This is a genomic window from Burkholderia sp. WP9 (genome assembly GCF_900104795.1).
In the GTDB taxonomy this organism is placed as follows: domain Bacteria; phylum Pseudomonadota; class Gammaproteobacteria; order Burkholderiales; family Burkholderiaceae; genus Paraburkholderia.
Map to the genome: position 1 here is coordinate 3487259 of NZ_FNTG01000002.1, position 22698 is coordinate 3509956.

General features: G+C 63.1%; 20 protein-coding genes. 7 read left to right on the forward strand and 13 right to left on the reverse strand.

The annotated features are described in order from the left end of the window. Positions 1 to 13 precede the first annotated feature (13 nt). The 6 genes from BLW71_RS36620 (at position 14) to BLW71_RS36645 (ending at position 8451) form a co-directional block, all read left to right on the forward strand. Positions 14 to 2416 carry an aldehyde dehydrogenase family protein gene (locus tag BLW71_RS36620; RefSeq protein WP_091808424.1) on the forward strand — a complete coding sequence of 801 codons (2403 nt, stop codon included), beginning with the start codon at positions 14 to 16 and terminating at the stop codon, positions 2414 to 2416. Positions 2417 to 2584: 168 nt separating this feature from the next. Next, on the forward strand, positions 2585 to 3565 hold the full coding sequence (rbsK, locus tag BLW71_RS36625) for a ribokinase (RefSeq protein WP_091808426.1): 981 nt from the start codon (positions 2585 to 2587) through the stop codon (positions 3563 to 3565). A gap of 34 nt (positions 3566 to 3599) precedes the next feature. After that, the gene (locus BLW71_RS36630; protein ID WP_091808428.1) at positions 3600 to 4649 is read left to right on the forward strand and encodes an ABC transporter permease; all 1050 of its coding nucleotides are present in this window, start codon (positions 3600 to 3602) and stop codon (positions 4647 to 4649) included. A 97-nt stretch (positions 4650 to 4746) separates the two neighbouring features. Then, the gene (locus tag BLW71_RS36635) at positions 4747 to 5751 is read left to right on the forward strand and encodes an autoinducer 2 ABC transporter substrate-binding protein (RefSeq protein WP_091808430.1); all 1005 of its coding nucleotides are present in this window, start codon (positions 4747 to 4749) and stop codon (positions 5749 to 5751) included. Between the two features lie 66 nt (positions 5752 to 5817). Continuing rightward, a complete protein-coding gene (locus BLW71_RS36640) occupies positions 5818 to 7377 on the forward strand; it encodes a sugar ABC transporter ATP-binding protein (RefSeq protein ID WP_091808431.1) in 1560 nt (519 codons plus the stop codon). 15 nt (positions 7378 to 7392) lie between these two features. Then, positions 7393 to 8451, forward strand: a complete 1059-nt coding sequence (locus BLW71_RS36645; protein WP_091808433.1) for an ABC transporter permease — start codon at positions 7393 to 7395, stop codon at positions 8449 to 8451. A gap of 63 nt (positions 8452 to 8514) precedes the next feature. Here the strand turns inward: BLW71_RS36645 and BLW71_RS36650 are convergent, their stop codons facing one another. The 5 genes from BLW71_RS36650 to BLW71_RS36670 all read right to left on the reverse strand — a co-directional run bounded on the left by BLW71_RS36650 (position 8515) and on the right by BLW71_RS36670 (position 13487). Continuing rightward, positions 8515 to 9240: a DeoR/GlpR family DNA-binding transcription regulator gene (locus BLW71_RS36650; RefSeq protein ID WP_091808435.1), complete on the reverse strand. Its 726-nt coding sequence runs from the start codon at positions 9238 to 9240 to the stop codon at positions 8515 to 8517. A 146-nt stretch (positions 9241 to 9386) separates the two neighbouring features. Continuing rightward, on the reverse strand, positions 9387 to 9716 hold the full coding sequence (locus tag BLW71_RS36655; RefSeq protein WP_091808437.1) for an antibiotic biosynthesis monooxygenase family protein: 330 nt from the start codon (positions 9714 to 9716) through the stop codon (positions 9387 to 9389). 196 nt (positions 9717 to 9912) lie between these two features. Next, on the reverse strand, positions 9913 to 11352 hold the full coding sequence (locus tag BLW71_RS36660) for an MFS transporter (protein WP_091808439.1): 1440 nt from the start codon (positions 11350 to 11352) through the stop codon (positions 9913 to 9915). Positions 11353 to 11383: 31 nt separating this feature from the next. Beyond that, on the reverse strand, positions 11384 to 12532 hold the full coding sequence (locus BLW71_RS36665; protein ID WP_091808442.1) for a CaiB/BaiF CoA transferase family protein: 1149 nt from the start codon (positions 12530 to 12532) through the stop codon (positions 11384 to 11386). Positions 12533 to 12539: 7 nt separating this feature from the next. After that, a complete protein-coding gene (locus BLW71_RS36670; protein ID WP_091808444.1) occupies positions 12540 to 13487 on the reverse strand; it encodes a hydroxymethylglutaryl-CoA lyase in 948 nt (315 codons plus the stop codon). 136 nt (positions 13488 to 13623) lie between these two features. Here BLW71_RS36670 and BLW71_RS36675 point away from each other — a divergent pair, with 136 nt between their 5' ends. After that, positions 13624 to 14535, forward strand: coding sequence for a LysR family transcriptional regulator (locus tag BLW71_RS36675; RefSeq protein WP_091808446.1), 912 nt, complete (start codon positions 13624 to 13626; stop codon positions 14533 to 14535). 189 nt (positions 14536 to 14724) lie between these two features. Here the strand turns inward: BLW71_RS36675 and BLW71_RS36680 are convergent, their stop codons facing one another. The 8 genes from BLW71_RS36680 to BLW71_RS36715 all read right to left on the reverse strand — a co-directional run bounded on the left by BLW71_RS36680 (position 14725) and on the right by BLW71_RS36715 (position 22657). Then, positions 14725 to 15156 carry a cupin domain-containing protein gene (locus BLW71_RS36680; protein WP_091808448.1) on the reverse strand — a complete coding sequence of 144 codons (432 nt, stop codon included), beginning with the start codon at positions 15154 to 15156 and terminating at the stop codon, positions 14725 to 14727. A gap of 95 nt (positions 15157 to 15251) precedes the next feature. Then, entirely contained in the window at positions 15252 to 15929 is a 678-nt protein-coding gene (locus tag BLW71_RS36685) for an FMN-dependent NADH-azoreductase (protein ID WP_091808450.1), read from the reverse strand. A gap of 60 nt (positions 15930 to 15989) precedes the next feature. Beyond that, the gene (locus BLW71_RS36690; protein ID WP_091808452.1) at positions 15990 to 16427 is read right to left on the reverse strand and encodes a carboxymuconolactone decarboxylase family protein; all 438 of its coding nucleotides are present in this window, start codon (positions 16425 to 16427) and stop codon (positions 15990 to 15992) included. A gap of 473 nt (positions 16428 to 16900) precedes the next feature. Next, the gene (locus BLW71_RS36695) at positions 16901 to 17194 is read right to left on the reverse strand and encodes a hypothetical protein (protein WP_091808454.1); all 294 of its coding nucleotides are present in this window, start codon (positions 17192 to 17194) and stop codon (positions 16901 to 16903) included. 123 nt (positions 17195 to 17317) lie between these two features. After that, positions 17318 to 17506 carry a hypothetical protein gene (locus BLW71_RS36700; protein WP_091808456.1) on the reverse strand — a complete coding sequence of 63 codons (189 nt, stop codon included), beginning with the start codon at positions 17504 to 17506 and terminating at the stop codon, positions 17318 to 17320. A 903-nt stretch (positions 17507 to 18409) separates the two neighbouring features. Beyond that, the gene (locus BLW71_RS36705; protein ID WP_091808458.1) at positions 18410 to 19135 is read right to left on the reverse strand and encodes an aspartate/glutamate racemase family protein; all 726 of its coding nucleotides are present in this window, start codon (positions 19133 to 19135) and stop codon (positions 18410 to 18412) included. Then, a complete protein-coding gene (locus BLW71_RS36710) occupies positions 19132 to 20349 on the reverse strand; it encodes a DUF917 domain-containing protein (RefSeq protein WP_091808460.1) in 1218 nt (405 codons plus the stop codon). Before BLW71_RS36710 ends, BLW71_RS36705 begins: the two co-directional genes overlap by 4 nt. Continuing rightward, positions 20339 to 22657 (reverse strand): sigma 54-interacting transcriptional regulator, encoded by a 2319-nt coding sequence (locus BLW71_RS36715; RefSeq protein WP_091808462.1) that lies wholly within the window; start codon positions 22655 to 22657, stop codon positions 20339 to 20341. The genes BLW71_RS36710 and BLW71_RS36715 overlap by 11 nt, the downstream gene beginning before the upstream one ends. Between the last annotated feature and the right edge of the window lie 41 nt (positions 22658 to 22698).

Genomic DNA, 22698 nt, shown 5'->3' on the forward strand with positions numbered 1-22698 from the left:
GAAGACCGATCCCATGAGCGTAGCCGAGTATTTTTCATCGATGGAGTACGGTCCCGCACCCGAGGACGATCAACCCGCGCGCGCCTGGCTGGCGCAGCATGAGAGCCGTTTCGGGCATTTCATCGGCGGTGCGTGGCATGCGCCCGCAACCGATGAGCGCTTCGCCTCGCACGCACCCGCCACGGGCGAGCAGCTTGCCGATATCGCCCAGGGCGATGCGGCCGATATCGACGCCGCGGTGGCCGCCGCGCGCGCCGCGCAGCCAGGCTGGTTCGCGTTGGGCGGCGCGGGACGCGCGCGCCATCTGTATGCGCTCGCGCGCATGGTGCAGCGTCATAGCCGGCTGTTCGCCGTGCTCGAAGCGCTCGATAACGGCAAGCCGATCCGCGAAACGCGCGATATCGACGTGCCGCTCGTCGCGCGCCACTTTCTGCATCACGCGGGTTGGGCCCAGTTGCAGGAGAGCGAGTTCGCCGACCAGGCGCCGCTCGGCGTGATCGGGCAAATCGTGCCGTGGAATTTTCCGCTGCTCATGCTTGCGTGGAAGATCGCACCGGCCATCGCCATGGGCAATTGCGTGGTCCTGAAGCCAGCGGAATACACGCCGCTCACGGCGTTGTTGTTCGCCGAACTCGCGCATCGTGCGGGTTTGCCGGCCGGCGTGCTGAATGTCGTCACCGGTGACGGGCGCACGGGCGCGGCTTTGGTCGAGCATCCTGACGTGGACAAGATCGCCTTCACCGGTTCGACGGAAGTCGGCCGGCTTATCCGTTCGGCCACGGCCGGTTCGGGCAAATCGCTGACGCTCGAACTCGGCGGCAAGTCGCCCTTCATCGTGTTCGACGACGCGGATCTGGACGGCGCGGTGGAAGGCGTCGTCGACGCGATCTGGTTCAACCAGGGCCAAGTGTGTTGCGCGGGCTCGCGGCTGCTGGTGCAGGAAGGCGTCGAAGCGCGATTCATCGCGAAGCTGAAACGGCGCATGGAGACGCTGCGCGTGGGCTCGTCGCTCGACAAGAGCATCGACCTCGGCGCGATCGTCGATCCAGTGCAGCTCGAGCGCATCCAGTCGCTGGTGGAAACCGGCCGTCGTGAAGGCTGCTCGGTCTGGCAGTCGCCCGAGACGACGTTGCCGGCCGGCGGCTGCTTCTATCCGCCGACGCTCGTGACCGGCGTGGCGCCGGCGTCCACGCTGGCGCAGGAAGAGATCTTCGGACCGGTGCTGGTGACGATGAGCTTTCGCACGCCCGACGAAGCGATTGCGCTCGCCAACAACTCGCGCTACGGACTCGCCGCGAGTGTGTGGAGCGAAACCATCGGCCGCGCGCTCGATGTCGCGCCGCGTCTGGCGTGCGGCGTCGTCTGGATCAACGCGACGAATCTGTTCGACGCGGCGGTCGGCTTCGGCGGTTATCGCGAATCGGGGTATGGCCGCGAAGGCGGACGTGAGGGCATCTACGAATACCTGAAACCGCGAGCCTGGCTCAATCTTCCGGAGCGCCGGACAACGCGCAACCCGGACGGCAGCGCGGGTGGCGCCACCGCCACGCTCGACCCATTGTCCAACGTTGCATCGATCGACCGCACCGCGAAGCTCTTTATCGGCGGCAAGCAGGCGCGGCCGGACAGCGGCTATTCGCTGCCGGTTCACGCGCCGGACGGCACGCCCGTCGGCGAAGTGGCCGCAGGCAATCGCAAGGACATCCGCAACGCGGTCGAAGCAGCACGCGCCGCGCAGAAGTGGTCGCAGGCGAGCACGCATAACCGCGCGCAGGTGCTGTTCTATCTGGCGGAAAACCTGGCCGTGCGCGCGGACGAATTCGTGCGCCAGCTCATGGTGCGAAACGGTGCGACGGAGGGCGCGGCGCGAGCGGAAGTGGACGCTTCGGTACAGCGTCTCTTCACTTACGCCGCGTGGGCCGACAAGTTCGACGGCGCCGTGCATACGCCGCCGCTGCGTGGTGTTGCGCTGGCTATGCATGAGCCGCTCGGCGTGATCGGCATTGCCTGTCCCGACGAAGCGCCGCTGCTCGGTTTCGTCTCGTTGGCGGCGCCCGCGCTGGCCATGGGCAACCGCGTGGTGGTGGTGCCGAGCGAGGCGTCGCCGCTCACGGTCACGGATTTCTATCAGGTCGCCGAAACCTCGGACGTGCCCGGTGGCGTGCTGAACATCGTCACTGGCGAACGCGGCGCGTTGCTGCCGGCGCTCGCGAAGCACGACGATGTGGATGCGCTCTGGTGCTTCGGCAGCACGGCGGATTCGACGCTGGTGGAGCGCGAATCGATTGGCAATCTGAAGCGGACATTCGTCGATCATGGCCGCCAGTTCGACTGGTTCGACCGTTCGAGCGAAGGCCGGCCGTTCCTGCGTCAGGCCGTGCAGGTGAAGAACATCTGGATACCGTACGGCGACTGACAGGCCGCCGTACCGACACGCTGAACGACATGCACGCCAACCAGAAAATGGAGGAGACAACGTGCTGAAAAATCTGGATCTGCTGTTCAATGCCGAGGTGCCGCGCGCATCTCTGGCGCCGCAAGACATTCCCTTGAACCCGGCTGTTCAGGAGCAAGGGGAACGCGCATGAATACGTCTTCGCAACAAAACGGACGCGTCGTCATTCTCGGCATCTACGTCACCGATCTGACGTTTCGCGCCGACCGTATGCCGCAGATCGGCGAGACCATCGCGGGCTCGGCGTTCGCGATGGGGCCAGGCGGCAAGGGCTCGAATCAGGCGGTGGCCGCCGCGCGCGCGGGCGCCGACGTGGTGTTCTGCACCCGCATCGGCGACGACGCGTTCGGCGCCATTGCGCGCGCCACGTGGGCCGCGGAAGGCATCACGGCGCGCGCCTCGGTGATCGAGGGCGTCTCGACGGGCGCGGCGCATATCTTCGTCGACGACAACACCGGCATGAACGCGATCATCGTCGCATCCGGCGCGGCCGGCACGATGGAGCCCGCCGATGTCGACGCAATCGAAGCCGATATCGCCTCTGCCCGTGTTTTCGTCACGCAGCTCGAACAGCCGCTCGAGGCCGCGCGGCGCGGCCTCGAAGTGGCGCGCCGGCATGGCGTCATCACCGTGTTCAATCCGGCGCCCGCGTTGCCGCTCGACGACGGCATCTTCCCGCTGTGCGATTACATCACCCCGAATGAAACCGAAGCGACCGCGCTCACCGGCGTGCCGATCGCGAATGCCGACGACGCCCGGCGCGCCGCCGACGTGCTGCTCGCCAAAGGCGTCGGCACCGTCATCGTTACGCTGGGCGAGGGTGGCGCACTGCTGCATTCGGCGACGCAATCGATTCTCGTGCCCGCGTACCACTGCGGCCGTGTGGTGGAAACCGCCGGCGCGGGGGATGGCTTCACAGGCGGCTTCGCGGCCGCGCTCGCGCGCGGCGACGACGCGGTTACCGCATTGCGTTTCGGTTGCGCGCTCGCCGGCATTTCCGTGACGCGTCCGGGCACGGCGCCTTCCATGCCGACGCTCGACGAAGTGAACCAGGTATTGAAGCAGCCGACGCAGCCGAACCAGCCGGCCGGCATGTCCCAGGCATCCTGATCGATTGCGAAGGTTGAAGGAGCGTATCGTCACCATGAAGTCCACGTTCACCGCTGGAAAACTGTTCGGCGACCGGCAACTGAATTTTCTGCTGATCGTCAACGTGCTCGTCGTGCTCGTCGCGACGTGGCTTTCGCACGGCCAGTTCGTCGATATCGACAATCTGCAGTCGATGGGCGGGCAGTTGCCCGAACTCGGCCTGCTGGCGCTCGGCATCATGCTCTCCATGGTGTCGGGCAACGGCGGCATCGACCTGTCCGGGGTCGGGCTCGCCAATCTGTCCGGCATGGTCGCCGCACTGATCGTGCCGCGCTTCGTCAGCGGCGACGACTCGCCCGCGCTCTACACGTCGCTCTTCTGCGTGATCGTGGTGGCGATGGGCCTGCTCGGCGGGCTGCTGAACGGCGTGGTGATCGCACGGCTCAGACTCACGCCGATTCTCTGCACGCTCGGCACGCAGTTGCTGTTTACCGGCTTCGCGGTGGTGCTCAGCAATGGCGCTTCCGTACATGTGGATTACGTGGACCCGTTGTCGAATATCGGTAACGGTACGGTGTTTCAGGTGCCGATCGCGTTCTGCATCTTTATCGCGGCCGTGATCGTGCTGGGCTGGCTGCTCAAACGCAGCCCGTTCGGCCTGCGTCTGTATCTGATGGGCACCAATCCCAAAGCGGCGTTCTATGCCGGCATTCCGCGCGCGCGGATGCTGATCATGACCTATGCCATGTGCGGCGTGCTTGCGTCGCTGGCCGGGCTGATCAGCGCGACGCATACGTCCAGCGCGAAATGGGACTACGGCAACTCCTATCTGCTGATCGCGATCCTGATTGCCGTGATGGGCGGCGTGAATCCCGCCGGCGGGCACGGCCGCATCATCTGCGTATTTTTCGCCGCGACGGTGCTGCAGTTTCTCTCCAGCCTGTTCAATCTGATGGGCGTATCGCAGTTCTTCGGCGATTGCGCGTGGGGGTTTCTGTTGCTGCTGTCGCTCGCGTTTGCGGGCGGCGAACGGGTGCGCGCGATTTTCGGCTTCGGCGGTGGCGCGGGCGCAGGTGCCTCGGCGAATGCGGCGCCCAAGCGTTAGCGGGCGCCGGACAAAGGTTTCAGTACACGGCGGACAACGAGCCCTGGCTGTCCGCGACGGTGAAATGGGCGACATCGAACCAAAAAGGAGACATCGCATGAAATTGACTCGACTGGGTGCCGCGCTCGCAGCAGGCGCATTGACGATTGGCGTCATCGCCGCAGCGCAGGCTGCCACCAACGAGACCATCGTCACGGTCGTCAAGGTGACCGGCATCAACTGGTTCAACCGCATGGACGACGGCGTGAAGCAGTTCGCCAAGGACAACCCCGGTGTCAACGCGTATCAGACCGGCCCCGGCCGGGCGGATGCGGCCCAGCAACTGAAAATCATCGAAGACCTGATCGCCAAGAAGGTGACGGCGATCGCCGTGGTGCCCTACGATCCGCCGACGCTCGAACCGGCGCTCAAGAAAGCGATGGATCGCGGCATCAAGGTGGTCACGCATGAAGCCGACAACGCCAAGAACACGATGGTGGACATCGAAGCGTTCGACAACACCGCCTACGGGGCCGGCCTGAACGAACGGCTCGCCTCGTGCATGCACGACGACGGGAAATGGGCCGTGCTGGTCGGCTCGCTCGGCAGCCGCTCGCAGGTGCAGTGGGCGGACGGCGGCATCGGCAACGCCAAGGCGAAGTATCCGAAGATGAACCTGGTCGAGCCGAAGCTCGAAACCAACAACGACGGCGAACGCGCCTATGAAGTCGCGAAGGAAGTGCTGCGCAAGCATCCAGACCTGAAGGGCTTCCAGGGCTCGTCGTCGCTCGACGTGATCGGCATTGGCCGGGCGGTGGAAGAGGCGGGTATGCAGGGCAAGATCTGCGTGTACGGCACTGGCCTGCCGACTGAAGCCGGCAAGTTCCTCGAAAGCGGCGCCATTAATGGCATCGCATTCTGGGATCCGAAGCTCGCGGGCATCGCCATGAACAAGGTCGCGCAGATGCTGATCGACGGCAAGACGGTCGAGAACGGCGCCGATCTCGGCATTCCGGGCTACACGAAGGTGACGGTCGCGAAAGGACCGGGCAAGGGCATCATCGTGCGCGGTCAGGGCTGGGTGAACGTCGACAAGACGAACTACAAGCAGTATCCGTTCTGATCGGGCTTTGGCTTCATGTGTCACGGCGTCCCCCAAAGGGGACGCCACAACTTGCGACTCGTCACCATGAATCAAGACGCAACCTCACCGAAGTCACCGCAGTCCGACACGCCGCAACCGTTTCTCCAGGTGGTCGGCGTGCACAAGCGCTTCACCGGCGTGTATGCGCTGCGCGGCGTGAGCCTGTCGTTCGAGCGCGGTCAGATCTATCACCTGCTGGGTGAAAACGGCTGCGGCAAGAGCACGCTCATCAAGATCATCTCCGGCGCACAGCCACCTGATGAAGGCGAGCTCGTGATCGAAGGCGTGCGGCACGCGCGGCTCTCCGCGCTCGAATCGCTCGCTGCCGGTATCGAAACCGTGTATCAGGATCTTTCGCTGCTGCCCAATATGAACGTGGCTGAAAACGTCGCGCTCACCTCGGAGCTGGCCACGCACGCGGGCAAGCTCGCCCGCACCTTCGACCGGCGCGAACTGGCGCGCACGGCGGCACGCGCGCTCGAAGCGGTCGGGCTGCCGGGCAGCGCAGAATTTCAGGCAACGCTCATCGAGCAATTGCCGCTCGCCACCCGGCAACTCGTGGCGATTGCCCGCGCGATTGCCAGCGAGGCCAAGTTCGTCATCATGGACGAGCCCACCACCTCGCTCACGCAGAAGGAGGTCGACAATCTGATTGCCGTGCTCGCCAATCTGCGCGCGCAGGGCGTCACTGTCCTGTTCGTGAGCCACAAACTCGACGAGTGCTACGCGATCGGCGGCGAAGTAATCGTGCTGCGCGACGGGCAGAAAATGGCGCAAGGGCCGATCGCGCAATTCACCAAGGCGCAGATCAGCGAGCTGATGACAGGCAGGCATCTGTCGAGCGAGCGTTATCGCGAAGGCGCATGCGAGCGCAACGTCGTGCTCGACGTGCGAGGTTATACGCGCGCCGGCCAGTTCAGCGATGTGTCGTTCTCACTGCACGGCGGCGAGATTCTCGGCATTACCGGCCTGCTCGATTCGGGGCGCAACGAACTCGCGCGTGCGCTGGCGGGCGTCGCGCCGGCTCAATCCGGGCAGGTCACGCTCGACGGCAAGGCCGTTTCACTGCGCACGCCCTCGGACGCGAAAGCGCATCGCATCGGCTATGTACCGGAAGACCGCCTGAATGAAGGGCTTTTTCTCGACAAGTCGATTCGCGACAATGTGATCACCGCGATGATCTCCAGCCTGCGTGACCGCTTCGGCCAGATCGACCGCACGCGCTCACAGGCGCTCGCGGAACAGACCGTGAAGGATTTGCAGATCGCCACGCCGGGCGTCGACAAACCCGTGCAATCCCTGTCGGGCGGCAACCAGCAGCGCGTGCTGATCGGCCGCTGGCTCGCCATCGACCCCCGCGTGCTGATCCTGCATGGGCCGACGGTCGGCGTCGACGTCGGCTCGAAGGACATTATTTACCGCATCATGCAGCGCCTGTCGCAACGCGGCATCGGCATCATTCTGATCAGCGACGATTTGCCCGAACTGTTGCAGAACTGCGACCGCATTCTGATGATGAAGAAAGGGCGCGTGGCAAGCGAATACCAGGCCGACACGCTGAGCGAAGCCGATCTGTATCACGCGTTGCTTTCCGAAGCCGCATAAAGGACGTTTCCACTCATGAACTCGCGCATCGATTCGCGCCTGAACCAGACCATGACCACCCCGACCGTTGTCGAAGTCGCTCCCGAGGTCAAGCCGCCGAGTTTGCGGACCAGGCTCGCGCGCAATCCCGAATGGTTCACCGTCGCGTTGATCGCGGTGACGTGCCTGGTTGTCGGCGCGATCAATCCGCGCTTCTTCCAGTTGGCCACGCTGTTCGATCTGTTGCACTCCGCCACCACGATGTCGCTGTTCGCGCTGGGCACGCTCGTGGTGCTCGCCTCCGGCGGGATCGACGTCTCGTTCACCGCGATTGCCGCGCTGACCATGTACGGCATCACCAAAGCCGTGTTCGCCTGGTGGCCGGATGCGCCGTTCGCGCTGATTCTGATCACGGGCGCGCTCGGCGGCATCGTACTCGGCGTGGTCAACGGGCTGCTGGTGCATCGGCTGAAAGCGCCTTCGCTGATCGTCACGATCGGCACGCAATATCTGTATCGCGGGCTGCTGCTGACGTTTATCGGCACGACGTTCTTCATGAATATCCCGCACAGCATGGATCATTTCGGCCGCATTCCGCTGTTTTTCTATCACACCGCCGACGGCTTGCGCGCCGTGTTGCCGGTATCGGTGGTAGCGCTGGTGGCGGCCGCGGTGCTCACCTGGTGGCTGTTGAACCGCACGATGATGGGACGCGGCGTTTATGCAATGGGCGGCAGCCTCGCGATTGCCGAACGGCTCGGCTACAACCTGCGCGCGATCCATCTGTTCGTATTCGGCTATACCGGCATGCTCGCCGGCATTGCAGGGATTCTGCACGTGTCGAACAACCGGCTCGCGAATCCGTTCGATCTGGTGGGCTCGGAACTCGACGTGATCGCCGCGGTGATTCTGGGCGGCGCGCGTATTACGGGCGGCACCGGCACGGTCGCCGGCACGTTGCTCGGCGTGGTGCTCGTCACGCTGATCAACAGCGTGCTGATTCTGGTGGGTGTGCCGAGCACCTGGCAGAAGGTGATTATCGGCGCGTTTATTCTGATCGCCGGTACGCTCTTCGCCTTGCAGCGCAAGAATTGAGGACCGGGCTGCGACCTGTGCGTTGCGCGGTCGCGGCCCGCGATGCACGGGCCGCAAGTGCGCTTATCGGCGCTTGCGATGCTCCTGGCCTTTCTCGGTGATGATGGAATCGAAGTCGTCGACTTGCGAGAAGCGCACCGCCTTGACTACGCCTAACTTGCTCTGATCCACCACCAGATGCCGTTCGACCGCGCTTGCCATGGCTGCCTGCTTGAGCGCGACCTCATGGAAATTCCAGCAGGTGACGCCGCGCGCAGCGTCCACGCCGCCGGCGGAAATGAACGCCTTGTTGATCCCCATGCGGCGCAGCATCTCCAGACTTTCTTCACCCGCGAACGAATCTGACGAGGGCACGTAGACGCCGCCCAGCAGAATCATTCGTACATTCGGTTTGCGCCGCAGAATCTCCGCGACATTCAGCGAATAGCACACCACCGTGACGTGCCGCTCGACCGGAATCAGCCGGGCCAGCGTGGTGAGTGTCGTGCCGCAATCGATGAACAGCGTTTCGTTATCGCCGATAAGTCCCGCCGCGACCGCCGACGCTTCGGCCTTGGCCTGCGCGAAGTGATCCTTTTCTTCTTCGAGTGAGTAGCCGGCGTTATTGGGTACGTCGGTCGCGCTGACGATATAGCCGCCAAGATACGTGAACCGTTCCGGACTGCCTGCGATGTCGCGCCGGACAGTCATTTCCGAAACGCCCAGCAATCCAGCGGCGTCGCGCAGGCGCATCACGTTTTGCCTTGCCAACGCATCGGCAAGGGCGCGGAGGCGGTCGGGTTTCAGCATGGGGATCCTGTCGCGCGATGTGTGGGTGGGCGTTATGTTTTGTTCGATTTGGTGAAAGAATTATAACAAGAGGAGGTGCGCGCGGCGAGCGCGATGTGAGATCGGTGAGAGCGTGGGATCACGGCCACAGCACGTGCGTGGTCGCGTTATTTCTTTGCTGACGACCCGAGAAGATGTTCGAGAGCGCCGTCTCCATAGGTCCGAATCACTTCGGAAATAATCACCTGGTATCCGTTCAGCCAGTTCGACTGAGCAGCTTTTGCCTCCCGATGCGCCGGATGCTGAATCAGCATTTGAAGCGCATCGAGCGATTGCCAGTAATACACGTTAGACGTCAAACCGCTGGCGCTGTTTTCCCACGTTTCTTCGCCCAGGTAGCCCGGTATCGTCTTCGCGACTTTCGCGATTTCCTGATCAAGACGATGAAACGTGTCGTCGAATTGCTTCGTGGCAAAAATGAACGTGGATGAATACATGCTGCTGATCCGACGGAAAAGGTTGTGACGCTACGTCTCGGGGTTCGTGCCGAACAGCTCGAAGCGGGCGGGCAACCTCCCGTCTCAGCGCACCTTGCATTGTAAGCGGGGTCACCTCTCCGGCGGTGTGACTAAACAGGGTGCCGTGGCGATTGACGACGACCACCGCAATGCCATGAATCGCGCCGTTCAATGCTCAATGGTTGATTTCTTCGAGCCGCAGTCCGTTGGTCCTGGGGCCGAAAGCACCGATCGAAATCATCACAGCCGCCATGCACACGGTGATGCCGGTAAACACGCCTGCCACGCCAAAGTCACGCAACAGGAAGGCGATGATGAAACCCGACATCATGGCGCCAATACGGCTGGCCGAATACACAATGCCATTCGCCCGGCAGCGCACCGCGGTCGGGAACAACTCGGACTGGTAAGCGTGATAGCACACCGAGATCGTCTGCCCGGCGAGGCTGATCAACACACCCAGCACAATCAGAGGTCCGACCGATTTCATCTGGCCGAACATCAATCCGAACACGATAACCGCGAGCGCTCCGCCGACAATCAGCCATTTGCGCTGCACCTTGTCCGCGTACAGCATGGCGAGCATGGGACCGACAGGCAGGGCAATCGCGATCACGAACGAATACAGCAGGCTTTTGGTCACGGTGATGCCTTGCCCGATAAGCAGCGTCGGTACCCAGTTGGCAAAGCCGTAGTAGCCGATCGCCTGGCAGAAGTTGAAGACGATCAGCATGATCAGACGCGAACGGTAAGGCGGTTGAAGCAGCTCGGCAAGCGAGGCACGGCGATGCGCGGGCTGTTCAACGGCAGATGCGGGAGGCGGCAACGCACGACCCAACTGCTTCACGGCCTTCGCCTCCATCGTCGCGACAATGCGCTCGGCTTGCTCCTCACGACCATGTGACGCGAGCCAGCGCGGGCTTTCCGGCACGATGCGGCGAATGAACCACACGAATATCGCGCCGATCGACCCGACGAGCACGACACAACGCCAGCCGTCGATGCCGAACACGGTGGTCGGCACGAGCCAGTAGGAGAGGATCGCGGCCACCGGCGCAGCGGCGAACATGACCATCTGGTTGAAGGCCATCGCGCGGCCACGCATATGCTGGGGGACGAGTTCGGTGACGTAACTGTCGATCGTCACGATCTCGATTCCCACGCCGATGCCGGTGATGAAACGCCACAGAATGACGCCTTCGGGCGTGGTCTGGAATGCCATGATCGCCGAGCCCACGGAGTACCACAGCAGCGAGAACGTGAACACGGCGCGGCGGCCATAACGGTCGGGGAGCCAGCCAAATCCGAACGTACCGACGAAGAGGCCCGCGAACGTGGCCGCGATAAAGCCCGCAATCCCCTGAAAACCGAAGAACGCAGCGGTGGTGGTTTTCAACAGGCCGCTCTTCGCCATACCCGGCGCGATATAACCCGTGAAGATCAGGTCATACACTTCGAAAAACCCGCCGAGCGAGATGAGGAACACCATCAGCCAGATATAGCGGGTGGCGGGCAAGCGGTCCATCCGCGCGGAAAGTACTGCGGCGGTACGTGAGTGCGCTCGGGTATCGGTTGATACGATGGGCGGAATATCCGTAGTGATGACGCGTTGCATGACTGTCTCCTTGATATGTCCCGCGGTTGTCTCAAGCCGCTGCCCGGCCTGTCAGGCGGGCGAGGATTTCCTGCGTATGCTCGCCGACACGGGCCAGCGCCTGACGCACGCCGGGGCGGCGTCCACCCATCAGCAGGGGCAGAAGCACGACCTCCGTCATGCCGTCCTCGGTTTCCATCGGCACCAGACCGCCGCTTGCCTTCAGATGCGGATCGTCGAGCAACTGGTCGGGCCGCATGATCGGCGCGTAAGGAATGCCGGCGGCTTCGAGCTTCAGCGAGAGTTCGTCGGCGCGGTGATGCTTGAGGATTTCGCCAAGGCGAATCAGCAGTTCAGGTCGCACCGCGACACGTAGCGCGTTGCTGGCGAACTGCGGTTCGGCAGCGAGATCGGGCCGTTCCAGTACGTCACACAACGTGATGAACTGCTTGTCGCTCACGGCGCCGATAAAGAGCTGTTCGTCGTCGGCAAGTGTGAAAACGTCGTAGACGCTCCATGCCGAAACGCGCGAAGGCATGGGCGGCGGCGGCTCCTTCGTCATCGCGTACTGCTGCATGTGCTGACCGCTCAGGAACACGCAGTTCTCGAACAGCGCACTCTGGATTTCCTGACCGCGGCCCGTCGTATCGCGCTCGCGCAGCGCGGCCAGTACACCGATCGCGCCGAACATGCCGCCCATGATGTCGTTGACGGAAGTGCCCGCGCGCAGCGGTCGGCCCACAGGTCCTGTCATATAAGAGAGGCCGCCCATCATCTGCACGACTTCGTCGAGCGCGAGGCGCTTTTCGTACGGCCCTGGCAGAAAGCCTTTGTGCGACACGTAGATCAGCTTTGGATAGATCTTCGAGAGCGTTTCGTAGTCGAGTCCGAGTTTCGCCATCAGGCCCGGCCGGAAGTTTTCCAGCATCACATCGCACTGGCCGATCAGTTCAACCGCGGCGGCGTGCCCATCAGGCGTATTGATGTCGAGCACCACGCTCTTCTTGTTGCGGTTGAACGAGCGGAAGAAGCCGATGCCGAGTCCCGGCAGTTTGCGCGTCTTGTCGCCGCCTGGCGGCTCGATCTTGATGACTTCCGCGCCGAGGTCGGCGAGGATCATGCCGCAGGTCGGGCCCATGACCATGTGCGTGAACTCGATGACACGCACGCCGGCGAGAGGAAGAGGATTCGGAGTATTCATCATGACCTCAGGCGTTGAGTGTTGCGCTCGCAGCGTGCGCGAACGTTTTCGGCAAACCCGAAAGCCACAGGGCGCCGTGCAGTGTTTCGCTGGACAACCATTGCGCGACCTTTTCCCGCAGAGCAAGCAGGCGGGGAATATCGATGCCGGTGGAGATGCCCATATCGGCAAGCATGAACGCGAGGTCTTCGCTGGCGGCGTTGCCGCTTGCACCCGGCGCATGCGGGCAGCCGCCGATACCGGCGAGCGTGGCGTCGAAGCGGGCCACGCCGGTTTCGAGCGCGGCGAAGACATTGGCGAGAGCGAGACCGCGCGTGTCGTGGAAATGGCCGCACCAGAATTTGTCGCCGGCAATGGCGCGAGCCTTGCCGAACAGTTCGCGCACGGCAGCGGGGCCGCCGTAGCCGACCGTATCGGCAATGCTCACGCGATCCGCGCCGGCGTCGAGAAGCCCTTGCATGCAGCGCAGCACTTCGGCCTGATCGACCGCACCCTGGATCGTGCAGCCGAATGCAGTACCGATGCCGCCTTCGATCAACGTCTTCGAGCCGGCGGCGTCACGTGCCGAGCGAATGCGGGCGACTTCGGCGATCACTTCGTCGGGTGTTTTGCGGAGGTTGGCGAGGCTATGAGCGTGACTGGCGGACAGCGGCACCAGCATCAGATCGGCTTGCGATTCGATCGCGCGTTCGGCGCCCTTGAAGTTCGGCACGAGCACCGAGACGAGCAGGCCGGGTAGGGTTTTCGCGTACGCCACCAGTTCGGCGGTGTCCGCGAGTTGCGGCATGAGTTTGGCGGGAACGTACGAGCCGACTTCGATTTCACGCTGACCGGCGGCATAAGCACCGGCGATCCATTCGATCTTGCGCGCGGTGGAAAGGATGGTCTGAATGCTCTGAAGGCCGTCCCGCAAGCCAACTTCGCGAATGACGACGCTCGAGGGGAACGAGGACATCGGTGTCTCCTGAATACCTGCCAGTCATGGGTGCTGGCGATGTCGTCACTCTAGACTTTCCACGTTTGCCATAAAGAGGTATTTTGGAACGGATGAGATTCCCAAATGGAAAGTAAAAGGCGGGGAGGAGACAGACATGCGAGACATCGATCTCAAGACGCTGCGGCTATTCGTGGCCGTCTGCGAGCACCGCAACATGGGCCGCGCGGCGGAGGAAGAACATATCGAGCCGTCCGCGATCAGCAAGCGGATCGCACAACTGGAGACCGACCTCGGCGTGCCGCTGCTCACGCGCTCGCGCCGCGGGGTCCAGCCGACGCCGGCAGGGCTGTCCCTGCTGGAACACGCGCGCAATGTTCTGTTCACGATGGACCGGATCGCCAGCGACGTCGCGGCGTTCGGCAGTGGCCTCAGGGGGAGCGTCAGTGTGTGCGCGACGGCCTCCGCGATCGCCGAGGTACTGCTGGACGACATCACGTCTTTCATGCGCGAGCCGGATAACCAGAACATTCGTGTCGACGTGGAGGAGCATCTCTCCATCGATCTTGTTCGCCAACTCCGGGAAGGCGCGGCGGCCGTCGGCGTCTGCTGGGACAACGCGGACCTCGAAGGCTTGCAGCATCTGCCGTATCGGCAGGACCGGCTGGCGCTTGCCGTCTATCCCGGCCATCCGCTGGCCGGGCTCAAGTCGGTGCGTTTTGAGCAGACGCTCGAGCATGATCACGTCGGCATGCCGCCCTCGACCGCGGTCCATACAATGTTGCAACGCGCGGCCGCGAAAGCGGGGCACACGGTGTCGTATCGCGTGATCGTGTCCAACTTCGACGCCGCGTTCCGGGTGGTCGCCGCGCGACTCGGCATCAGCGTCGTGCCGCTCGAAGTGGGGGAAGCCTATAAGCGGATCTTCGACATCGAGACGATTCCGCTGACGAACTCGTGGGCGCTGCGCCAGTTCGTGGTTTGCTTTCGGGAGCTGGGTGCACTGCAGCCCGCCGCGCGGCGCATGGTCGAGCATCTTTCGAATCGGGCGACGTCCGTGGTTTCCTGAAGCAGGTCAGGCGAGCGTCAGGTTCCGACTTTGCATCGCTTCGAACCGGTGGCGCCGATGGCAGACGTCCCGGCGTGGTCCCAAAGGGCTTCGCACTGACGTCCCGTCTGAAGTGAGAGGGGGCGCGAGCGATCCACGCGTCTATACGTATCGATCGCCGGCGCGCTGGGTCGCTCCGGTCACTTCCGGTCACTTCCGGTCGAACGTGACGAGGTCTTTGTCTTTCGAATCGGCGACGAAGATGGCCAGCAATCTGGCCGGTTCCGTAGCACTGGCGTTTTCACTCTCGGTGTGATGAACGCCGGGTTTTTCGGTCCAATGTTCACCCGCGTGGTAGACCTTTTCCTCGCCGTTGTTCACCTGGCTGCGAATGGCGCCGGACAGCACATAACCGACCACGAAAGCCTGACCGTGCCGATGCGCGGGCGATTTGCCGCCCGGCGCATAGTCGACGATCAAGGCTGTCATCTTCTTGCCGGGGACGTTGGCGATTGCTTCGGCGAAAGCGGGTGTAATCGTTTCGCGCGGCGCAGCCGGTTCCCCGGCGAACAGGTCGTGCGATACGGCCGTGAGGGAAAGGCCGGCGAATGCGACGGCCGCGATAAGTGTCCTGGTGTGCATTTCAATACTCTCGAATTCGATAAAACATTAGTATCCCGAATCGATGTCGGCATTCATCTGCGTTCTGATCGGGTGGGCATCAACGCATTAAGGCATTAAGGCGTCATGGCTTCCGCGGCCGTTTCCGTTGTGCGAGACGATGCCGATTTCGCCCACGTCGCCGCCACTGCCGACAATTCGGAACGTGCCCGCTCGAGTGCCTCGGCTCGCGCCTCCTGGTTGGAGAACTGCAGCGGCTGCGCATCGACGAAGGTGGGGTCCGCGACGCCAAGGAAGCCGAAGGCCGCTTTTAGCGCGGGCGTCAGCGCGTCCATCGAGGAATAGGGCGAGCCGGGACGCAAATCCGCGCCGCGGCTCGTGATGAACAGAACCTTTTGGCGCCCGAGCTGGCCTTCGATGCGGCCGTCGGCAGTATTCACGTAGGTCACGTTGGTGCGCGTCACGCTATCGACAAACGCCTTGAAGGCGGAGGGCATCGACCAGTTGTACATGGGCATGGCGAAGACGAGCGCGTCGGCTTCGAGCAGGCGTCGGCACAATGCATCGGAGCCGGCCAGCGTCGCGCGCATGGCAGCGGTGCGTTCGTGCTCCGGCGTGTAGGTGGCGATGGCGAAAGCTTCGCTCACATGGGGCGGCGTATCCACCGTCACATCCAGATAATCGATGTCGAGCTCCACCCCTTCCTCGCGCAGACACTCGATAAAGAACCGGCTCAATGCGCGGGAGTTGGATCGCTCACGCTTGGCGCTCGCATCCACGTGCATTACTTTCATCATTGCTCTCCTTGGCTGGATCACTCGAAAATGGTTGCGGCGTGCGCTGACTGGATGTGCTTACGCTGGCAGCTTGCGGAACGCGATCGCGAAGCGGTTCCATGCGTTGATCGCCGAAATCAGCAGGGTCAGGTCGACCAGCTCCGCGTCGCTGAAGTGGGGGCGCACGGCGGTCCACACGGCGTCGGGCACATGGTCGAGCGAAACCAGGGTCAGCGCCTCAGTCCATTCGAGCGCCGCACGTTCGCGGTCGGTAAAGAAGGGCGTTTCGCGCCACACCACCACGGTGGCCAGGCGCCGTTCGGTTTCGCCGCCATTGCGAGCGTCGGTCGTATGCATATCGACGCAGTACGCGCAGCCGTTGATCTGCGAGGCACGCAGGCGGACCAGTTCGGTCAGGGATTTTTCGAGCGCCGACTTGCCGATGCGCTCTTCGACACCGATTAGCGCCTTGATCGCGGCGGGGTTGGCTTTGTAGAAATCGAGACGTTGTTCCATGATTCGCTCCTGAGTGGGATGAGGCGCATGCGGTGATGCGATGGGGGAAGATTAGTCCGCGAATTGGACTCATGGAATAACCAATTTTTAACAAATTTAGGTAACCACTTCTGGCTGTGAGCGTTGAGCGCGCCGAAACGGCCGCCGACATCCCCACCGGCGGTGCGCCGCGTGCTGGGGATCCAATGAAGCAATGTTTGGCGTGGGATGGGAGGTGTCCAGTTACTGCCCAGATCCGGCGATAGCGCTGCTCGCAGCGCCTGACATTTAGGCGCTTATTTCTTGCAGGCTACGGTGGCAGGCTGGTGGCTATACGAGCTAGCTGTGCGCAGGAATGAGCGCGGCAACAGCGACAACAGCGTGGACAGTTGAGCGCCCGTTTTGCCCTTCGGCTGAGTGACAGGTGCCATGCTTGCGCGGTGGTCGCTCGTGTCCGCACGAGCGCCGTTGTTCAGATACGCCGAGCGATCCGGTCATGGACTGCGGTTCAGCAAGACCGACGCAACATGGTGCAACGCGCCGTTAGCATAGGACGTGACCACGGAAAGGAGTGATCCGTCGATCGCACCGGAAGTTTCCCTGTGAATACACGCCAGAATGGCCGCGACCAGCAGCACGGAGCCGACCCGTTTAAGGGACTTCCGATGCTGGCCCGATGGCGCAGTGGCGTCTTCCGTCGCTTCATCGGAGATACGATGAGCAAGATATCCGAATCCCTTCATGATGGTCGGCAGATCGGTTGCAACACACCGAGTGTCTGCAATCATGCGCGTGCGTCGAACCAATTTTTTCGCATATCGATAGCAACGCGCAGTCCTGTCGATTCGGACTGTCGCACGGCGCGGCGCCGGATCGGCCGCGACGCGCCCCTCGGATAGCGACAGGCTCGCTCAACCGCTCAGTTGCGCGACGCGTTCGGACAGGCGTGCAATCCGGTAGTGATAGAGCGGCGCGTGCGGACAGTTCTTTAGATGCTCGACGCGATCGCGCCAGTAGGTAGGTGAGAAGGGCTCTTTCGGCGCGCAAGCGACTACGCGTTCCAGATGAACGAGCTCTCGTTCGAACAGGTGGTGGTGCATGCGATGAATCCCCGTGGAATGGCCAAGGTATTCCGCTCGCAACGTCGCTAACAATCTGACGCCGCGTAGGGCTGCTAATACTGGAATGACTGGAATGCGAATGCCGCAGTGGGACCGTCTCGCTGCGTGAAAAATGGGCCGATCTTCCGCGCATGCCGCAGGTCGATCGAAAGGACGAGCCGCCGTTGCTTATCTCCCGAAGAGGGCAACGACGGCCGAACCCCGCAGCGGTTCGTCCGATGCATGGCCAGACGAATCCGTTATTTCGGTGTCACGCATTGCGACGCTCTTCTCTGCGGAAGTGTTCGGTCGCCCTACATGGACACACGACAGCCACTACTACAACAACAGCACAACCCTCTCTCAATTTGCATCCAGCGATTCGTGTCGCTGGCGTTGATCGTCGCGTCAGCAATCGGGTTCGATGTCTCGAACACGTTGCCGCGCGCGATCTTTTTGGTCTCTCAGGCTCTCCCCGGCTACTCGGACGTTTGATTTCGCGTTCCCAGGATGCAGGTGGAACGTGGTCATGGTTGCGTCGCACTGCTACCGCCTGTCCGGGGTTGATCTCCAGGCGATGGCTGAATCAGAACTACTAAAGCAATGACCGTGCCAGGGTGAAACCCGCATAGGGGCAAGGACCTGCGACAGTTGGACGCGTGACATTGGACATTCGCGTCCATAGACTTGGGCGAAATTGGACGATTTCGTCCAATCAGGGGTTCACGACGAATAAACGGGCGAATTCGTCCGCGCGGAACGAAATCGGCCGGCATCGAGGAGAAATGGGGGAGGCGGGCAGGAGCGCTCAAGGCGAGCGTGGCGCGCGCGGCAATCGCATAAAGCGGTCTATGGGCCGATTACGCAATTGCCGCGCCCGAGGGGCGCGGGCAGACGCGCCGCTTACGACTGAAGGCTGACCTTGCTGTAGGTCAAACGGCTGGGGCGCACTTTCATCCGCACCAGCGACACGAGGAAGCTGAAACCGGCCTGATTCGGATCGATCACCGGCACGTAGACGCCCAAGGCCTCGCTAAGCAGCGTGGATACGCGGCTCGCCACGTCCACGAAACCCGTGCAGCCGAGCAGAATCGCCTGCGCGCCGTCTTCCTTGATCGCGGCCATGGCCGCTTCGAAGGTGCGCACCACCACCACGTCGATGTTTTCCAGTTGCGCGACAGGGCAGTCGATCGCCCGGATCGAGGCGAACGTGTCCTGAATCCCGTAAGTCTGCGGATGAGCGCGCTGCATCGCGACCGTGCTTTGCAGAATCGTGACGATGGAGAACCGCTGACTGAGCGCGAGCGCCGTGAAAGCCGACGCCGGAAATCCCCCGATGATCGGAATGTCGATCACCTCGCGTGCCGCTTCGACACCGCACATGTCGAAGTCGGTCAGCCAGATGCCGTCAAAGCCGTCATTCGCTATCGACTGTGCGAGTTCGACCACCGGCATGCCGTTTTGCAACCAGTTGGTCCGGTTCTCGATATCGGGATGTCCCTGCGTAATGTTGCGAATCTCGACCTGCACGTCCGGCGGCAGGACCGGCGCGACGGCTTTCATGATGCGGTCGTTGTATTGCGACGTGGCGACGGGCACGAGCACGCAGATACGAAGTGGGGCGCTCACGATGCTTCCCCCTTGCGTGCGGAGTGGAGCGATTCGAGCGGCACGTACGGCCCGAGATAGCCAAGCTTGTTGAGCTGTTCCATGAAGCTGTCGAGAATCAGGCCGGGTTTGCGCAATTCCGCTTCGGCACGCCAGGCGATCAGCGTCACGGGGCGCTTGCCGATTGCCGGGTTCAGCGAACCGTCGTCGTTCACGAGGTCGCCATTGCTGAAGATCGACTGACCTTCGCCGCCGACGAAATACGCGACGCTGTCCGGCGCCAGCACGATCGGCTGCGCACATGCGCTGTCCCACGCGAGCAGCGACTCGTTCTGGTAGATCACCGTGTAGGTACGCTGCCCGGCCTGAATGCGAATCTTGCCGACGTCGAAGCCGCCGCTCGTATCCACTTCGGCCGATACCAGTTCGCCGGGTGTGGAGATCGCCCGCGCGGCAAGGTCGCAACGCTCGGCGAGATAGTCGATCATCTGCTGGGCGCTGCCGATCTGCCCGGCCTGCACCGTGCGGCCAAGCTCGAGCGCACGCTTGAGCGTGCCGCGAATCGGCGTTGCGCGGCCGATGTCGCCCGCATTCATGACCCACATGGCGAGGCCGCCGAACTGACCGAATTCGGGATCGGCCACGACCGGACGCATCATCTGTTCGACGATCGCCGACACGTCGCGTTGATGGGTCGGCCCGCCGTTGCTGTCGTTGCGCGGCGTCACGTCGAGCTCCACGCACAGGCCGCCCTGGCTCACGAGAAACGCCGGGCGCGGATCGATCTCGGCGGCCGCGAAAGTGAGCATTGGCAACGATGGCACGGCGCGGCCGGCGCCGTCGGCGTCGATGACCGCCAGCCCGAGTTTCGCCGCCACGAGCGCCGCCACCGTAAAGCCCAGCGCGCCGCTTTCCGGCGGCATGACATAGGCGAGCTTCACGGATTGTGATGCAAGCCGCTTCTGCACGTTCTGTACGGCCGTCACCGGTCCGATCGGATAGGTGGCTGAATTGATGGCTTCAGGCGCGCCGAGATAGGCGACCATGACCGCCGCGCCTTCGGTGGCCTCGTCCACCGAGACGACCTTGACGGTATCCGTCGGGTAATAGTCGCCCTTTACGAAATGCTCGGCCAGGTGTCGCGCCGATACGATCGTGCCGCCGCCGCCGGAGCCAAAGAACGCTGCGCCGAGAAGCAGCGGCTCCAGATCTTCCCGTCGTAATTCATAGGCCATTCAAGATTCCTTTATTGTCGATGTTGAAAGACGCTTCCTGCTGAAGTTTGGCGAGCAGATCCATGGCGCTGATGACGCGCGCGGTCGGGTCCCCCGTCAACGAGCGCAAGCCGCGCTCGAGGGTGTCGATGGCTTCGGCGTTGCGGCCGGTGGAGCGCAGCAGATCGGCGAGATAGCGCGCGGCGTCCACGCGTGCGGGCACCGAGCCGAAGGCGAGGGCGGTGGACATGGCGGTGCGCAGACCCAGTTCCGCGGCGTTGACGTCGCCGAGCGCCCATTGCGCGCGGGCTCGGGTGACGAGGAGTTCGCCCAGATAAACCCGTTCCTGGCGGGCGAGCGTTTCGTCGATCGCAGTGGCGAGAAGCGCCTCGCACTCCTTCGCGCGGCCGGCGCGCAGCAGCAGTTCGCCGTGCTGCCACGTCTTGAACGAATAGAACAGCGCGCCGCCGTTGCAGAGCATGTGGTTGTCGAAGCCGTCGATCATGACGGTTTCCGCTTCGTCGGGGTGGCCGAGCGAACTGAGGTGGCAGCCGCGAAGCACCTGGCCGACGCCTCGATAGAACGCAAAACCGTTCGCGATCGAAACCGATTCGAGTTCGCTCGCGAGATCGCCGAGCCGGCTTTCGTCGTCGAACAGGCAGGCGAGCCAGGCCGCGCCCTGCAGGTTGACGGCATGAGCCAACGCGTGCGCGCCGGGCTCGGAGGCGCGCAGGATCAGCATGTCCATGGCGCGCCGCGCTTGCCCGAATGCGCCGATCTGATAAGCGGCGAGGCCTTCGAAAGTCAGTGCGAGACTGGCGAGGTCGATTCCCTGCGAACCGGTACGGGCGTCTTCTCGCCCCACGCCGAGCAGATTGCCGCGCGCGAGACAGGCCAGCGCTTCCTCACTGTCGCCTAGCCAGAAGAGGGTGTTGGTCATCGCGACGTGGGCTTCGTCGAGCGAGACCCGGTCGCCGCCGTTCTGGGCGCGCTCCAGCATGTTCTGCGCGGTGGCGCGCGCCTGCTTGAGCTGAAGCGTCGTCAGTTGCGTGGTCCAGATGCCGAACTGGATCGCCGCGAGTTCGGCGGGCGCACAGACGCCTTCGCCGATGGTCAGTGCGGCGGCGTAGCAGGCGGTGGCTTCCGCGTACAACCAGCCGTGCACGCTACGCAAGCTCATGCCGAGCAGCCGGTAGGCGTCAAACTGAAGACGGCGCACGGACTCCTGTTCCTGGGGCGTTTGCAGCACGTCGAGGCAACGGCGCAACAGCGGGATGGCTTCGGCGAACTTCGATTCTTCGATCAGCGCGCTGGCGTGCTCGAGACACTTGCGCGCTTCCCGATGATGTTCCTCGCGTGACTTCAGACGCCGCTCAATGGTCTTCCGGCCCACGCCCAGCAAGGTGGCGGCCGCGCTTTTGTTGCCGCTGGTGCGTTCGAGCGCGCGGTCGATCAGGAGGTCTTCAGCGACTGCGAGCTTGTCGCGGCCTTCGAGTTGCAGCAGCATGTCAGCGAGGCTTGCGCGCGACACCGGCCCGGTCGTTTCATTGGCAAGAAACGGCTCGAGCGAATCGACGTCGATGAGCGTGTTCTCGGCGAGCACGCTCAACTGGCTGATCAGGTTGCGCAACTGCCGGATGTGACCCGGCCATGCGTGCTGGGACAGCCGGCGGATGGCCGCCGGCGAAAATTCGAGGCGACGCGTGTGCTGCGCCGCGAAGTGAGTGACGAGAGCCGGAATGTCCTCGATGCGCTGTTCGAGGCCGGGAACGGCGAGCACGAAAACCGCCAGCCGGTAGAACAGGTCTTCGCGGAACAGACCTTCGCGCGCGAGTTCGCGCAGGTCGCGGTGAGTCGCGGCAACGACGCGGCCCGCGAAATGCAGATTGGTCGATGAACCAATCGGGCGGAAGGTTCGCGTTTCGAGTACCCGCAGCAGTTTCGGCTGCAGTGCGAGTGGCAGCTCGCCGATTTCGTCGAGCAGAAGCGTGCCCTTGCCGACCTGCTGGAAAAGTCCCTGACGGGTTTCGCCCGCACCGGTGAACGCGCCTTTGACGTGCCCGAACAATTCGGCTTCAACGAGATTTTCTGGAATCGCGCCGCAGTTGACGTCGACGAACGGCTGATCCTGGCGCTGGCTGTGCGCATGGACGCGGCGAGCGACCAACTCCTTGCCTGAGCCGGTCGGCCCGAAAACAAGCAGCGGATGATCGGTTGGTGCGACCCGATCGATCATCCTGACCAGTTGGCGAAAAGCTGGCGCGGCGCCCACGAAGGCGCCGGAATCAGCCTTTTCGTGAACGAATGGGACGACAGGGGGTGGACTCATTACAAAATACGCTCCACATAAACCGCGCGTGGCGCTACGCG

What these genes read in the sequence shown, in the direction of transcription:
- BLW71_RS36620 (WP_091808424.1), top strand. Translation starts at nt 14, where the DNA reads ATGAGCGTAGCCGAGTATTTTTCATCGATGGAGTACGGTCCCGCACCC.
- rbsK (WP_091808426.1), top strand. Translation starts at nt 2,585, where the DNA reads ATGAATACGTCTTCGCAACAAAACGGACGCGTCGTCATTCTCGGCATC.
- BLW71_RS36630 (WP_091808428.1), top strand. Translation starts at nt 3,600, where the DNA reads ATGAAGTCCACGTTCACCGCTGGAAAACTGTTCGGCGACCGGCAACTG.
- BLW71_RS36635 (WP_091808430.1), top strand. Translation starts at nt 4,747, where the DNA reads ATGAAATTGACTCGACTGGGTGCCGCGCTCGCAGCAGGCGCATTGACG.
- BLW71_RS36640 (WP_091808431.1), top strand. Translation starts at nt 5,818, where the DNA reads ATGAATCAAGACGCAACCTCACCGAAGTCACCGCAGTCCGACACGCCG.
- BLW71_RS36645 (WP_091808433.1), top strand. Translation starts at nt 7,393, where the DNA reads ATGAACTCGCGCATCGATTCGCGCCTGAACCAGACCATGACCACCCCG.
- BLW71_RS36650 (WP_091808435.1), bottom strand. Translation starts at nt 9,240, where the DNA reads ATGCTGAAACCCGACCGCCTCCGCGCCCTTGCCGATGCGTTGGCAAGG.
- BLW71_RS36655 (WP_091808437.1), bottom strand. Translation starts at nt 9,716, where the DNA reads ATGTATTCATCCACGTTCATTTTTGCCACGAAGCAATTCGACGACACG.
- BLW71_RS36660 (WP_091808439.1), bottom strand. Translation starts at nt 11,352, where the DNA reads ATGCAACGCGTCATCACTACGGATATTCCGCCCATCGTATCAACCGAT.
- BLW71_RS36665 (WP_091808442.1), bottom strand. Translation starts at nt 12,532, where the DNA reads ATGAATACTCCGAATCCTCTTCCTCTCGCCGGCGTGCGTGTCATCGAG.
- BLW71_RS36670 (WP_091808444.1), bottom strand. Translation starts at nt 13,487, where the DNA reads ATGTCCTCGTTCCCCTCGAGCGTCGTCATTCGCGAAGTTGGCTTGCGG.
- BLW71_RS36675 (WP_091808446.1), top strand. Translation starts at nt 13,624, where the DNA reads ATGCGAGACATCGATCTCAAGACGCTGCGGCTATTCGTGGCCGTCTGC.
- BLW71_RS36680 (WP_091808448.1), bottom strand. Translation starts at nt 15,156, where the DNA reads ATGCACACCAGGACACTTATCGCGGCCGTCGCATTCGCCGGCCTTTCC.
- BLW71_RS36685 (WP_091808450.1), bottom strand. Translation starts at nt 15,929, where the DNA reads ATGAAAGTAATGCACGTGGATGCGAGCGCCAAGCGTGAGCGATCCAAC.
- BLW71_RS36690 (WP_091808452.1), bottom strand. Translation starts at nt 16,427, where the DNA reads ATGGAACAACGTCTCGATTTCTACAAAGCCAACCCCGCCGCGATCAAG.
- BLW71_RS36695 (WP_091808454.1), bottom strand. Translation starts at nt 17,194, where the DNA reads ATGATTGCAGACACTCGGTGTGTTGCAACCGATCTGCCGACCATCATG.
- BLW71_RS36700 (WP_091808456.1), bottom strand. Translation starts at nt 17,506, where the DNA reads ATGCACCACCACCTGTTCGAACGAGAGCTCGTTCATCTGGAACGCGTA.
- BLW71_RS36710 (WP_091808460.1), bottom strand. Translation starts at nt 20,349, where the DNA reads ATGGCCTATGAATTACGACGGGAAGATCTGGAGCCGCTGCTTCTCGGC.
- BLW71_RS36715 (WP_091808462.1), bottom strand. Translation starts at nt 22,657, where the DNA reads ATGAGTCCACCCCCTGTCGTCCCATTCGTTCACGAAAAGGCTGATTCC.